Annotated in this window: 8 protein-coding genes; 7 read left to right on the forward strand and 1 reads right to left on the reverse strand. The window is 63.6% G+C overall.

The window, feature by feature from the left end:
- The 5 genes from VNS12_RS09975 to VNS12_RS09995 all read left to right on the forward strand — a co-directional run.
- The coding region (locus tag VNS12_RS09975) for an AMP-binding enzyme (RefSeq protein WP_325487683.1) at window positions 1–909 on the forward strand (909 nt) is incomplete at its 5' end.
- 148 nt (window positions 910–1,057) lie between these two features.
- A complete protein-coding gene (locus VNS12_RS09980) occupies window positions 1,058–3,832 on the forward strand; it encodes an EAL domain-containing protein (RefSeq protein ID WP_325487684.1) in 2,775 nt (924 codons plus the stop codon).
- 62 nt (window positions 3,833–3,894) lie between these two features.
- A complete protein-coding gene (locus tag VNS12_RS09985) occupies window positions 3,895–4,992 on the forward strand; it encodes a glycoside hydrolase family 3 protein (RefSeq protein WP_325487685.1) in 1,098 nt (365 codons plus the stop codon).
- 146 nt (window positions 4,993–5,138) lie between these two features.
- Window positions 5,139–6,005, forward strand: coding sequence for a UDP-2,3-diacylglucosamine diphosphatase (locus tag VNS12_RS09990; protein WP_325487686.1), 867 nt, complete (start codon window positions 5,139–5,141; stop codon window positions 6,003–6,005).
- 181 nt (window positions 6,006–6,186) lie between these two features.
- Window positions 6,187–7,440 (forward strand): MFS transporter, encoded by a 1,254-nt coding sequence (locus VNS12_RS09995; protein WP_325487687.1) that lies wholly within the window; start codon window positions 6,187–6,189, stop codon window positions 7,438–7,440.
- Between the two features lie 90 nt (window positions 7,441–7,530).
- Here VNS12_RS09995 and VNS12_RS10000 read toward each other — a convergent pair whose 3' ends face one another.
- Window positions 7,531–13,170 carry an apolipoprotein A-IV repeat region-like domain-containing protein gene (locus tag VNS12_RS10000; protein ID WP_325487688.1) on the reverse strand — a complete coding sequence of 1,880 codons (5,640 nt, stop codon included), beginning with the start codon at window positions 13,168–13,170 and terminating at the stop codon, window positions 7,531–7,533.
- Window positions 13,171–13,504: 334 nt separating this feature from the next.
- Between VNS12_RS10000 and VNS12_RS10005 the strand changes: the two genes are divergently transcribed.
- Both VNS12_RS10005 and VNS12_RS10010 read left to right on the forward strand, forming a co-directional pair.
- A complete protein-coding gene (locus VNS12_RS10005; protein WP_325487689.1) occupies window positions 13,505–13,885 on the forward strand; it encodes an Hpt domain-containing protein in 381 nt (126 codons plus the stop codon).
- Window positions 13,886–14,031: 146 nt separating this feature from the next.
- Entirely contained in the window at window positions 14,032–14,352 is a 321-nt protein-coding gene (locus VNS12_RS10010) for a 2Fe-2S iron-sulfur cluster-binding protein (RefSeq protein ID WP_325487690.1), read from the forward strand.
- Window positions 14,353–14,924 lie beyond the last annotated feature (572 nt).

Here is a 14,924-nt window from a genome sequence, read left to right on the forward strand (position 1 = left end):
AAGCACAAGGTCAACATCTTCTACACGGCCCCGACGGCGATCCGCGCCCTGATGGGGGCCGGAAATCAGTTCGTCGAACGGGCCGATCTTTCCAGCCTGCGGCTGCTGGGCTCGGTGGGCGAGCCGATCAACCCCGAAGCCTGGCTGTGGTATCACCGCTATGTAGGGCGCGAGCGTTGCGTGGTGATCGACACCTGGTGGCAGACCGAGACCGGCGGCTTCATGATCACGCCGCTGCCGGGTGCCATTCCCACCAAGCCCGGGTCGGCCACCAAGCCGTTCTTTGGCGTACAACCGGTGGTGCTCGATCCTGAATCCGGCAAGGTGCTGGAGGGCGAAGCTTCCGGGGTGCTGGCATTTTCCGATAGCTGGCCGGCCCAGATGCGCACCGTGCATGGAGACCACCAGCGCTTCAAGGAAACCTATTTCGAGCAGTATAAGGGGTTCTATTTCTCGGGGGACGCCGTGCGGCGCGACGCCGACGGCTATTACTGGATCACCGGGCGGGTCGATGACGTGCTCAACGTTTCCGGGCACCGGCTGGGCACCGCGGAAGTGGAAAGCGCGCTGGTGGCGCACCCCAAAGTGTCGGAAGCGGCGGTTGTCGGCTATCCCCATGACCTCAAGGGACAGGGTATTTACTGCTTTGTGACGCTGATGGATGGCGACGAGCCTTCGGACGAACTCGCGGTGGAGTTGCGCAACTGGGTGCGCAAGGAAATCGGGCCGATTGCCTCGCCTGACCTGATCCAGTTCGCGCCGGGGCTGCCCAAGACCCGCTCGGGCAAGATCATGCGGCGGATTTTGCGCAAAGTGGCCGAAAACGATTACGAGACGCTCGGCGATACCTCGACGCTGGCCGACCCGAGCGTGGTGGATGATCTGATCGCGAATTCCAAGCACAGCTGATCCGATCCCGCGAGCAAATCCGAGAATGCCGGACACCAAATCCACGGTGTTCGGCATTTTGCATTTACGGCTTGTTCAACCGGCTGGGAGATAAAGGAGCCGATCCGCATGGCCACCGGCGGACACGGCAGGGAGACGTTGGCAGACGGTGACGCGAGCACGACATCTTATCGTTACAGCCATCGTCTGTGCCTTCGCTATCATCGCCGTGGGTATGGGCTGGCTCTCGTCGGTCGATTCCGCATTGCGGGATTTGCGCTATTCGCTCACGTCGCGGCCGGCGAGCGGTGACATCATCTTCGTGGCGATCGATGACTCCGCGATCCGGCTGGCGGGCAGCGCGACAGCGGCGCGGGGCCTGTATGCAAGGGCGGTGGATGTGCTCGACGCCGAGGGCGCGCGGACCATCGTGCTGGACGGGACGCTGGGGGACGCGCTCGATGCGCCCTGGGACATGACGCTGGTTGAAGCGCTGATGCGGGCGCAGGGCAAGGCACGAACGGTGGCCACCCTCTCGCAAGGACCCGAGGGCGAGCCGGTCGTCGACATGCCGCCCGACAGGATTGCGGCGCTGGCGCCGCCGGTGTTCATCGATACCGGGCTGCGACAGTTCACCAGCGAAACCTATACCACGCGGATTTCCCACCAGGGGTGGATGATCGAATCGCTGGCGACCGCGCTGACGCCGGAACGGGCCGTGCCGGAAACGGAATTTCTCATCGACTTCGCCATCGATCTGGACACGGTGCCGCGTGTGACGCTGTCGGACCTGCTGTCGGGGCGGTTCGAACCGGGACTGTTCAAGGGGCGGCAGGTTCTGGTTGGGTTTGCATATTATTCGCAGCAATCGAGTCGCTCGGTGCCGCGCTACACGATGCTCTCGACGCCATCGGTGCAGCTGCTGGCGGCGGAAACGGTGCGGCAGGACCGGATGCTGATCAAGGCCGGGCCCCTGCCGGTGATGCCCATCATAGCCGGGGTGTGGCTGCTGTTCGCGGTCTTTCGACGGCAAATGACGTTGCATGCGGCAATTGCCGGGGCGCTGACCTATGGCGGAATTCTCGAATTCACCGCGCTGGTCTTGCAGGTGCATGCGGGATTGCTGATCGATACGGCGGGGATTCATCTGGCGCAACTGGGGCTCGTGGCGACGGCGTTCTGGTATGAGCTCGAAGCGCGGGGGCATTCGCTCGACAGCGCAGCGCGGGAGCGCGATTCGATGCGGGGAATCCTGATGCGGGTGGTGGCGGACAATTTCGACGGCGTGGTGGTGGTCGATCAGACGCGGACCGTCCGCGCGGCGAGCCGGTTGGCCGAAGAGGTGCTTTCGCCGGGCCTTCTGGGTTCTGCGATGGACAGGGTGCTGCCGCCGGTGTTTCGCACGGCGCTGGAAAAAGCGCTCGATGACGGCACCATCATGGACCGGGTCTCGGAGGAGGTCATCGCCTGCGGCGAGAGGGAGCGGTTGGTCGAGTTCGTGGTGACGCTCTCGACGGTCGAGGCGGGGGAGGTGAATTCGAATTCAGGCGGGCGGGTGGCGTGCCTGACGTTCCGGGACATCACCGAACGGCGAGCGGTGGAAAAGCAGCTCACCTATCTGGCGCAGCACGATCCGCTGACCGGGGCGACCTCGCGGGTCAAATTTGTCGAGGACGCGGAAAAGCTGCTGGCGACGCCGGCGGGCCGGGGGCGGGGTGCCAGCATTTTCCTTGTGGGCCTGTCACGGCTCAAGGTCGTCAACGATACGCTGGGCCACGCCTATGGCGACGCGCTGTTGCGACAGGTGGCGGAACGGCTGGGCCAGATGGGGGCGGTCAGCGTGGCGCGGCTGGAAGGCAATGCCTTCGGGGTGCTGCGCGAGGGAGTTCTGGGCGCTGACGAGGGGCGCGATTATGCCGAGCGGCTGATCGCCGAAGTGGCGCGGCCCTATACGCTGAACGGCCACCACGCCATCGTCGGGGCCAGGGTAGGGATGACCGATTCCGACCTGTCGGGGTGCAGCGCCGACACCATGGTCAGCCATGCGGGGCTGGCGCTCTCGATCGCTTCGGACCGGCCGGGGACCGGCCCGCTGGTGTTTTCCAGGGAGATGGATGCGCGGATCAAGAGCAAGCAGGATATGGAAGTTGCGCTGCGGGCGGCGCTCGACGGGGGAGAGTTTTCGGTTCACTACCAGCCGCAGGTTGATCTTGAATCCGGTGAAATCATCGGGGTGGAGGCGCTGGCGCGCTGGACCCATCCCGAGTTGGGCAATGTCTCGCCAGCCGAGTTCATTCCTGCAGCAGAGGAAACCGGTCTGATCATCGAATTAGGCCGGTGGATCTTGCATGCCGCGTGCCAGGAGGTTGCATCCTGGCCCAAGCCGGTGCGGCTGTCGGTGAACGTTTCGCCGCTGCAGTTCGAGCATGGGGACGTGATCGGGGATGTCCGCCTGGCGCTGGCGACGTCAGGCATGGCGCCCGAGCGGCTTTATATCGAGATCACGGAAAATCTCATTGTGGCGGAGACGTCGCCGGTTATCGACACACTCCGAACCTTGCGGGCCGAAGGTGTGCGAATCGCCCTGGATGATTTCGGCACCGGATATTCGTCGCTGAGCTATCTGGGCCGTCTGCCGGTGGATACCATCAAGATTGACCAGAGTTTCGTGCGCGGGTTGCCTGACGACGCGGAGGCCTCGGCCATCGTGCGGGCGGTGCTGATGATTTCGGAATCGCTGGGCAAGCACGTGGTGGCGGAAGGCATTGAAACGCAGGATCAGGCCTGGCTGCTGCGGCTGGGGGGCTGCACGGTTGGGCAGGGCTATTTCTTCTCTCGTCCAGGACCTGCCGCCGAGATTCTGACCAAGTTGACGCTGGCGGAAGAAGATTTCTTTCCCGCATGGAACATGACCGAGTTCTGCCCTAAAATTGAGAAAGTGTGAGCGCTGGCGGAGTGTCATCGGGCACTGTCCATGGCCCAATTCGTTGCGACTGAAAGTTGATCATGCGTTTGTTCCTGTCGATCTGTCTTACAGTCGGTGTTGCACTTTTTCCGATTTCGGTTGGCGCACAAAGCCTCGAAGATCAGGCCGGGCAGATGGTCATGGTCGGGTTTTCGGGGACGGGGATCGATGACGCGGGCGTACAAGCCGTGCGTGACCAGGTGGCCCGGGGGCAGGTGGGCGGGGTGATGTACCTGCGCACCAATGTCGAGAGCCTGGGCGCGGTGCGGGCCATCAACCGGTCGCTGATCATGGCGCGGCCCTGGCTGCCGCCATTTATCGCGCTCGATCAGGAAGGCGGTGACATCGAGCGGCTGACCGCAGCAGTGGGATTTGAGGAAATCGCGTCGGCCAAGGCTATCGCTGCGGGCACGCCGGAGCGGGCCGAAGCCATTTATGCGGGCATGGCGCGGGACCTCAAACGGCTGGCCTTCAATCTCAATTTCGGTCCGGTAGTCGATCTCGACCTCAATCCCGACAATCCGATCATTGCCCGGTATGACCGGGCTTATGGCAGCGATCCGGAGCGGGTGACGGCATTTGCCGGGGCGTTTGTCGCGGGCCACAGGGCCAATGGCATAGCGACCGCGCTCAAGCATTTCCCCGGACACGGATCGAGCGCCGACGACACCCATGACGGTTTTGTCGATATTACGGGGGTGTGGGAACCGCGCGAGCTGGAGCCCTATCGTCGGCTGGTGGGGGGTGGAGAGGCCGACATGGTGATGGTGGCGCATCTTTATAACGCCGATATTCAGCAGGGCGGCGCCGGGCGTCTGCCAGCCAGCCTGTCGCGCACCTGGATCGAGGATATATTGCGCGGGGAACTGGGGTTTGGGGGCGTGGTGATCACCGACGATCTGGAAATGGCCGCCATCCGATCGCGCTTCGACCTCCACGATACTGTGGTGCGGGCCGTCGAGGCCGGGGTGGATATCCTGCTGTTTTCCAACACGGCGGCGTATGATCCGGAACTGGGCGCGCAAATTCACGCCATTCTGGTCAATGAAGGGCGTCAGCGACCAGAGTTTGCTGCGCGGATCGCCCAGAGCTATCAACGGATATTGGCGCTCAAGCGCGGCACCGGCATCCTTCCGTGATCGTTGCGATTGCGGCACGACAAGCCATTAATCTTGGGCTGTGACCGGAAAAGCCTGCAAATTTATTTCATCTCACCTTATGGTGGCGGCGCCGCGCAGGCCGGGAATCGGTTTGGCGGAGAGGCATAACGGAGACTTCTTTCCGTATGGAAGAAACGCAGACTCCCCGGCACGTGCGCGCGCTGTTCATCAGCGATGTGCATCTGGGGATGCAGACGATCCAGATCGGGGAATTGTTGAAATTCCTCGCCGTTCATGACGCCGACACGATCTATATCGTCGGCGATCTGATCGACGGGTGGCGGCTGCAAAAGGAATGGCACTGGCCACCGGAATATGACGAACTGGCCAATATGCTGTTCGACAAGGCGCGGCGCGGCGCGCGCATGGTGTATCTGGCCGGCAATCACGATGAGTTCCTGCGGGACTATCTGGGCACCTATTTCGAAGGGGTCGAGATCGTCGATCGCATGGTCCATATCACCGCCGACGGAAAGCGCTATCTCGTCATCCATGGGGATCAGTTCGACGTGGTGGTGGCCAACGCCAAATGGCTCGCCCATGTGGGCGACTGGGCGTATAATCTTGCCCTGAAGGTCAACGCGCCGATCGACTGGGTGCGCAGGCGACTGGGGCTTTCCTACTGGTCGCTGTCGGCATGGGCCAAGCGCAAGGTCAAGAATGCCGTGAGCCTGATGGGGCGGTTCGAGCAGGCGCTATCGCTCGAAGCGCGCACCAGCCAGGTGGATGGGGTGATTTGCGGCCATATCCATCATGCGGCCATGCACCACAAATTCGGCATCCACTACATCAATTCCGGCGATTGGGTGGAAAGCTGTACCGCTATCGTCGAGGACCATGACGGCGCGTTCGAGCTGATCCGCTGGAAAGAGCTTACGGCACCGCCGCGCAAGCGCCGCGGGTTGGGCAAATTGCGGGCGGGCAATGGTGTTTCCGAAAATGGGCAATCCGGATCGGTGCACCGGCTGGCACGGTTGGCCAAGCGCTTCTGACGGGCGGCGCGAGGCCGCTTTCGGGACAATGACGGGCGGCGCTCTGGAAACGCCCTGACGCACCGGAAATCTTACGATTTTGACGCAAGGGCCCGCTTGTCAGAACGGGTGCGGCAGCGCATGCTCGGGCGCTGCCGATCTCCCTCTATATCGCGTTTCCGAACCGGAAATCCGGTTCCACTTGACCTCGGAACGCTCCAGCCTTGCGGATGAAGTCCTGATGCCATCGAGCCTGTCAGCCCGGTTTGCTACGCCTGAAATGCGGACGGGCCTTTATTACGCCGCGCTGTTCCTGCCGGCGGGCGTCTCCACGCTGTTGCTGCCGATCTGGCTCGATTCACGGGGGATCGGCGAAGAAGAAATTTCCCTGATCAGCGCCATGCCGATCGTTATCATGATCGTGCTCAATCTTGTGGTCGGGCGGATTGCCGATCGGGCCGGAGACTGGCGCAGCGTCATCATCGCAGGATCGCTGGTGAGCGCGGTGGTGTCGCTGGGCTTTGTGTTGGTCGATGAATTCTGGGGCGTGCTGCTGTTCAACACGCTGGTGGTCATTCCCATCATGGCCATCGAGCCGGTGATCGACGCGGCGGCCATCCGCATGACGCGGCGGCGGGGATCAGATTTTGCCAAAGTGCGCATCTGGGGAACGTTCGGCTATATCGGCATGGTCGCGCTGACGGGATGGCTGTTCGGGTGGCTGGGCATTGCGGTGTTCGTGCCGCTGTTTATCGCCACGTGCATGTTGCGCGGCGGGCTCTCCCTGCCGCTGCCGCTGTTTCGGGGCGTCGACGAGCGGGCGCCTGAGGCGGTTGCGGCGGCATTGTCACCGGAAATGGCGATGACGATGCGCCAGGTGCTGCGGCCCTGGTTCGTGCTGGCGCTGATCGGCACCGCGCTGCTTCAGGCCAGCCATATGCTGATGATCAGCTTTGGGGCGCTGCTGTGGGTGCGGGCGGGGGTGCCGGAGGCAGCGCTGGGAATATTGTGGGTCGTCGCGCCGGTGGGTGAGATCGTCACCATGCTGTTTTTCGCCCATTTCGCCAGGCGGTTTTCGGCGCGGCACTTGCTGCTGGCGGCGTGCGCGGGCGGCGTGATCCGGTGGACGGGCATGGCTGTTTCGACCGAAATCTGGCAGCTCGCGCTGTTGCAAAGCCTGCATATGGCGACCTTTGGGCTGGCCTATATGGGCATCGTCAATTTCATCGCCAACTGGACGAGCGAAGCCATCGCAGCGGAAGCGCAGAGTTTTTATGTGGTGCTGCGACAGATCGCATCGGTGGCGGCGCTGGTGGTGTTCGGGCGGCTGGTGTCGCTGTTCGGGATGAACAGCTATTACGCCGCGGCGGCGCTTTCGGGGGTGGGGGCGCTGATGATCGTCCTGTCGCTGGCCATCAAGCAAACCCGCAGCGAGCAGGCCGGGCAAGCCTCTTAAGACAGCTCGGCTACAAACGAAAAACGCGCCCCGGAAGGAGCGCGTTTTTTGTTTTGAGCGGGACCCCGCTTGCGGCGGGGTAGGCGGCTATCAGTTCACTCGACCGCTGGCGTGGGCGAGCATGGTGTACACCTTGCCCCGGTTGCTCATGAGCAGGTTGAAGGTCTGCTGCATGCCATTTGGGGTGTTGGCGGCTTCGCCCAGCAACTGCTCGAACTCACCCATATAGGCCCCTGCGGTGCGGGAGAATTCCGGATCGCGCTGGAGCTTGCGGCGCACCTCGTCGAAGGTCGATTGGCCGGTGATGGTGTAGAGCCGACGGTTGAACGAACCCGACTCGCCGTCCTGATAGCGGTTCCAGGCAGCGGCCAGCGCATCATCATCGATGGCGCGGGCGATGTCCTCGGTGAGGCTGGAAAGGTTCAGCGGGCGCTGGTTGCCGGCCTGGCTGGCCGAAGCGTTGCGCAGCACGTCGCGGAGCCAGCCGCCTTCCTGCTGTTGTTGGGGTGCTGCCGGGGTGGCCGGTTCAGCAGCCGGACGCGACTGGGCGAGGGCCTCGTTGAGCCGCTCAGACGGCGACTTCTGCTGGGGCGCAGCCGGACGGGACGGAGCCATAACCGGGGCCTGCTCGCGCTGGGGCTGAGCTGCCGGTTGCGGCGCCGTGCGATAGGCCGGGGCAGGGCGGCTCGCCTGCGGCGCGGGGGCAGCAGGAGCGGGCGCGGGCTCTGCGCGGCGAGTCGGCTCGGCGGCGGCAAGGCGGGCCGAAGGCGTGCGCGGAGCCGCGGAGCGACCGGAGACTTCGTGGGTGCCGGGCTGTGCGCGCACGATGGCATTGAGCTCGGACAGGGCCTCGATCTGTTCGGCCACGACGCGGCGCATGGCAGCGGCGCTGGCGCGGGTTTCCTCGGGCAGGTCGAGTACCGAGCGCTGCAATTCGTTGCGGGTGGCTTCCAGTTCCTGGCCAAGCTGCGAGGCCGTCATGCGCATGGCGTCGGCGGTGTCGGTGAACCGGCGGGTGGCGTCGGCATAGGCGCGCTCGATGTCGCCGAGCAGATCGGTCTGGCTCTGGCGCAGGGCTTCGCTGGCGCGCTGGCCTTCGCCGGTGGCCAGATCGCCAATGGTGGTGATCTGTCCGGTGACCGCATCAGAGGTCGAGGTGAGGGCCTCTTCCATCGCCTTGCGGGCCGAGATCAGGCGGCGTTCGGTCTGGTTGACGGTATCGGCGATCGACTGGGCGAAGCCGCGCAGGCGATTGTCGATTTCTTCCGTGCGGGCCGCAAAGCCATCGGCCAGTGCATCCATGGCGCCGCGACGGTTTTCGAGCGTGTCCACGGTGGAATTGGACACTTCGGCCAGCGAGGCAGCGGCGCTGGTGAACCCATCGGTTTCTGCATTGAGCTTGCCCGACATCTGGCTGAACTGCTCAAGCATGGTCGAAATGGTCGATTGCAGGGCTTCGACGTGCTGGCCCATGACCACACCAGCCTGCTCGGTGCCCGAGAGGGCATCGCGCACGGCGTTGGAGTAGCCGGCGGTCTGCTCGGCCACATTGCCTTGCAGGCGGGCCAGATTGCCGGTCGAGGATTCGAGCACGCGCTGGAGCAGCAGGTTGGCGTCGTTGAGCTTGCGCAGCGACTCGGTGACCTCGTGCTGAATGCGGTTGGTCGATTCCGCCATGATCTCTTCGGAATCGCGGGCATTGGCCTCGATGGCGGCGCGCAGCAAATTGGTCTGGCTGCCCAGTGCATTGGTCAGCTGATTCTGCTTGGTGTCGATGATCTCGGCAAACCGGTCCGTATGCTCGGACACGATGCGGTTGATCTCGGACGCCTTGCGGCCAAGCTCGTCAGCCGTGTGCACGGCCTTCACTTCCACCAGATCCTCGATATGGACGGCGGCGGTGCGCAGCTCTTCCATGGCCTTGCGGACCACGGCGTCCATGCGCATGGCGGTCTGTTCGACATCGGCAGAAATATTGGCGGTGACGTTGGCCAGCTTGTCGTTGAGCACGGTTTCGATGCGGTTGGCGCCGCTTTCCAGATCGGCCATGGATTGACCGATGGCGCTGTGGATCGAGCCGGTGAGGGTGGATTCGATGCGGTCGGCCCCGGATTCGAGATCGCGCATGGAGTCGGTGATGGTGCCGTGGATCGCCTCATTGAGGCCGGCCAGCCGCTCGGCGGTGATTTCAGCGCGGGTGGTGATCGCTTCGGGCAGGGTGCCGAGGCGGTCATCGACCATTTCGGTGATGGCGCTGCGGGCTTCGGTGAGGCGCGATTCCACAAGATCGGCAGCGTCGCGGGCGCTCTGGCCCACGGTGGTCGCAGCCTGATCGATGCGGGCGGTGACCCCGGATTCAGCGTCGGCAATGCGGGCGACGGCGGTGTCGATTTCGCGGCCGATATTGGAGTTGAGCTCGGACACCTTGCTTTCGATCAGCTCCGACACCTGGCTGGAGCGGTCTTCCATGGACTGGGCAACCTGGGCCAGGCTGCCATCGATGGTGGCGCGGATGCGCTCGCCCGAAGCATCGACGGCGCTGGTCAGATCGCTGGTGCGACCCGAAATGGCCTCGGCCATATGATGCGTTTTCTCGTCGAGGGCCTCTTCGAGTCCACGGGCCTTGTCGGTGATGGTGCGATCGAGACGGTCGGAGGATTCGTCGATGACGCTGCCCATATAGCGGGTGCGTTCGGTGAGCGTTTCCGACAGCTGGCTCGCCGTGATGTCGAGCATCGAATTCATCGCGTTGGCGCGTTCGGCCAGCGTATCGTCGATCTGGGTGGTGCGGGCCGCGATGGTGGTATCGAGCTGTACGGTGCGGGCATCCAGCGCCGCGGTAAGCTGTTCGCTGCGGCTGTCGAGCGCCGAGGTGAACTGTTCAGCCCTGCCATCAAGGGCAGAGGTGAACTGTTCGGCCTTGCCGTCAAGGGCGGAGGCAAAGTGCGCCGTCTTGTCGTCCAGGGTGGCGGTGAGACGCTCGCTCTTGCTGTCGAGGGCTTCGGTAAACTGTCCGGTCCGCTCGTCAAACGCCGCGGTGAGCTGTTCGGCCCGGCTGTCAAGGGCGGAGGTGAACTGGCCAGTGTGGGTTTCGAGCGAGGCGTTGAGGTCTGCCGAGCGGCTGTCGAGGGCCGAGGTGAGCTGACGGGTGCGGGTATCGATGGCCGACGTGAACTGTTCGGTGCGGCTGTCGATGGCGGATGCGATTTCTTCGGCCCGACCATCGAGCGCTGCCCCGATCTGTTCGGCGCGGCCATCGAACGCCGATGTCAGCGCCTCGGTGCGGATATCGAGGCTGGCGTTGAGGGAATCGGCGCGGGAATCGAGCGCGGCGGCCAGCGCGTCGGTGCGCGCATCGATATTGGCGGTGAAGGCCTCCGAGCGGCTGTCGAGCGCTTCGGAGAGCGCGGCGGTGCGGGCGTCGGCCAGCGCAGCAAAGCCTTCGGTGCCCGCGTCCAGCGCGGTGCTGAGCGCACGACCTTTTTCGTCGAGCAGGGTTTCGAGGCGGTTGGAGCGGTCGGCGATTTCGGAAGTGTGGGAATCCAGCGAGGCGATGAGCTTTTCGCCCTTGTCGCCGACGATGGAATCCACCTGGCCGATGCGGCTGTCGAGGATGACGGAAATTTCGTCAACGCGCGCATCAAGCTGCGCCAGCGTATCGGTGCCAGCGCGGGTGAGGACGTCGCGGGTGCGTTCCGCGGTGCCTTCGAGCGCATCGTCGAGGCGCAGGCTCATGGACTGAATCTGGCTTTCGAGCGCGTTGGACTGGATCGAGAACGTCTCGTCGAGCCGCTCGGTGATGCGGCCCAGCGTGGCCTGCGCTTCTTCGGCATGGCCCACGATGTCGCCCGACACTTTTTCGCCCAGCGCGGCGAAGGTGGAGCCAAGGACTTCCGAGCGCCGCGAGAAATCGACCAGGATGGATTCGGTGGAATCCTTGAGAACGTCGCCGAGCGAGGCGGATTTTTCCTCAATGGCTGCCGAGATCGAAATGGTGTGTGAATCCAGCGCGTTGACCAGGGAATTGATCCGCGCATCCATGGTTTCGGATACCTGTTGAGCCCGCATGTCGAGGGCGTCGGACAGGGTTTCGGTGCGGTCGGAGAACGCGGATTCAATGCGTTCGGCGCCGCTGCCAAGGGTATCGGAGAGGGCCTGGTTGTGCGCCTCGAACGTGCTGGCGAGAGCTTCGGCGCGACCGGAGAGCGTGGATTGGATCCGCTCGGCACCGCTGCCAAGGGTTTCGGCCAGAGCCTCATTGTGGGTGTCGAGGGTGCTGGCGAGGGCTTCCGCGCGGCCCGAGAGCGTCGCTTCGATGCGGCTGGCGCCGCCACCCAGCGTTTCGGAAAGCGCCTGATTATGGGCGGACAGGGCGCTGGTGAGCGCTTCGGTGCGGCCCGAAAAGGTCGATTCGATACGGTCGGCACCGCCGCCAAGGGTTTCGGCGAGCGCCGCGTTGCGGGCATCGAGCGCGCTGGTCAGGGTCTCGGTGCGTTCGTCAAGAAGGGTGTTGAGGCGCCCGGTGGTATCGGTGAGCGCGGATTCAACCATATTGGCATGCCCTTCAAGGGCGATCTGCACGCTGCTGGCGCTGGAGGTGAGGGTGGTGTCGAGCAGGTCGGTCGAGGCGTCGATGGCGCTGGCCAGAGCATCGGCCTTGCTGGTCAGCGTGCCATCAAGACGGCTGGAACTGTCATCGAGCGCGGAGATGAGCTCGGCGGTGCGGCCTTCGATGGTTTCGGCAAAGGAGCGGCTGCGGCGGTCGAAATTGGCTTCGATGGCGGAGCCGGCGGATTCGATGGTCTCGGCCATCGCAGAGCCACGTTCAGCGATAGCGTCGGTGATTTCGCCGCCGGTGCTGCGCAGGCGCTCGGTAAGGGTGGTGCCGATCTGGTCGAGATCGGTGGTGACGGTGCCGTGCACAGCTGCGATGGCGTCGCGCATGCGCTCGGAATTGGTGACCACGGAATCGCGCTGGCTGGCCAGTTCCTCGATGAGCTGGCGCATGCGGGTTTCGTTGTCGGAATAGGTGCGCTCAAGGGCGGTCACTTCATTGTGGACCATCACTTCGAGCTCGCCGGCGCGCGACAGGGCGCGTTCAAGGCCGTCGCCGATGGCGTTGACCTCGCGGCGCACGGCCTGGCCGACCGTGGCAATCTTGTGGGCGGCGGCGGATTCAGGTTCCGACAGCCGCATGGCCGCCTGGGTCATCGAGGCGGCGGCAAGGCGCAGGTCCTGGGCGCGCCGCACGAGGAAGGCGATAGAAATCATCGCCAGGACGGGCAGGAAGGCAATCGCAGCAAGCGCAGCGAAATCAAGGCTTTGCACGAAGTGGCCGAAGGTCATGCCCTCGCTGAACTGACCGCCATAGCGCAGAGCTGCGATCAGCCCGACACCGGCCAGCCACAGCACCGAAGCCGTGATGGCGAACCACAGGGGCGCGTTGGAGGCGCGGGTTTGCAGGGCATAAAAAGCGGACGCGGCGGGCGAGCGGTCGTCATTGGCGACGGTTGAAGCCTGCGCGGCGATCTTGTCGGCTGCGCGCAGACGTTCGGTATTGGTGGCGGCCGGGCGCGGCTCCTTGCGCGGTTCGCGCCGGGCTGGCTGGCTTTCGACCTTTCGGGCGGGCTTGTCATCCATGGAGAAGACCGAATCCTTGAGTGCGTTTTCGACAGCGGAAAACGCAAGCGCTGCCGGATCGTCCTTTGGGGGGGTCGCCTTATTCGCCATTACACTAACTACTCTTTACTCTGCGCCGCACTTTGAGCCGCGGCTTTTGCGACAACACCGCGGCATAAATATGCCGCCACCGTGGCGTTGCCGGTAATGGTGGGATGAAAGCGCGGAGACGTCCCCCGCAGTGGCCCACACTGCCGCCTGCTCTACCATAGAGTTATACACGGTTTGGCGCCATTGCTGAAATCTTTATTAAAAGACCGTTAACGACTTTTTTCAAGTTCGCCCTCAATCGGAAAGCATAGACGATATCGGCTGTTAAGGGTCTTTTTATCCAATCAGGGTTAAGGGTTGGAGACGGTTTGAGACAGTGGCACGAGGGAAGATCATGATGCGGCCAAGCCAGGGGCAGGGGCTCGATTCCCCGGGGGTCGACCGGACCAGCCGCCCCATAGATCTGATGCATCTGGCAAGGCAGACGCTGGGCGATGACGGCCTGGCGGGCGAGGTGCTGCGCATGTTCGAGCAGCAGGTCATCGACTATTTCGAGCGCGTGCGCACGTCGAGCGATGAGTTCGAAATAACCCTGGGCCTGCATACACTTAAGGGCGCGGCGCAGGGCGTGGGCGCCATGGCGCTGGCCGAGCAGGCCCGCGCCGCCGAGGCGGAGTTCGCCGAGAATGGTGCGCTCGACGAGGAAACGCTCGCCGATCTCGAAATGGCTGTAACGGAGGTTTGCGCCTATATCGCCTCGATCGTGCGCGACTGAGCCAATTTTCGGCAAACATTGGCTGAAAAATGTATGGAGTTGCGGGCATTCGAGCGTCAAATTGCCCCAATAGTGACGTCCTTGTGTGACGCCAATCCGCGTCCTATATCCGGGGCACCTCACCTATATTGTCCCGGAGCCTTCCCATGCCTGCCATCACCTTCATCGAACCCGATGGAACGCGCGTTGAAGTCGAGGCGGAGAACGGGTCCACATTGATGGAAACGGCAATCCGCAACGGCGTGCGCGGGGTCGTCGCCGAATGCGGCGGTGCCTGCACCTGCGCCACATGCCATGTCTATGTGGGCGAAGAGTGGTTCGGCGTGACCGGCGGGCCCTCGTCGATGGAAGAGGACATGCTCGATTTCGCCTTTGACGTGCGCGAAACCAGCCGGCTGTCCTGCCAGATCAAAATTCGCGATGAACTCGACGGGCTCGTGGTCAACGTGCCGAGCCGTCAGGGGTGATGAGCGGCCGTCAGCGGCCTCTTGTCATCGCATGTGAGCGGTGCGAACTTAGCGCACCCCTCATCCGTCTCGCTTCGCGAACCACCTTCTTCCTCAAGGGGAGAAGGGTGGGTTGGTGGCGACGTTGTGAGGAACTTCTTGCGTTGCCGGTTACTGGGTCCCGGATCAAGTCCGGGACGACGGGGATAGCTGGGGGCGGCGGAGGCGGGAGGGACGGGGAAAGTCGATAGACGACCTGTCCAGTCGTGTTTTCCTGCATACCGACAAAACGGAATTATTTTCTGCGCGCGGGGAAGCGTCGTGTCGGGAGTTTCGTGCGGGAAACGCGGGGGGAAATAACTCTCCGATGCACCGGAGTGCGCTTGCTGGCTAAGGAAAAAGCCCTTATTTTACAGTAGGTTTGAACGCGCCAGGCTTTGTGGAAGAGCCTGGCCTTGTTGTTCCTAATGTGGGCTTTGATGACCCTGGCAGGAGGCGGCATTGGTGGTGCGGCTCGGTACATTTCCGGTTTCGATGAAGGTGGATGGTCGGCGCATCGTCATCATTGGCGGAGACGACGAGGCGCTGGCCAA

Source organism: Pelagibacterium sp., from assembly GCF_035555455.1.
In the GTDB taxonomy this organism is placed as follows: domain Bacteria; phylum Pseudomonadota; class Alphaproteobacteria; order Rhizobiales; family Devosiaceae; genus Pelagibacterium.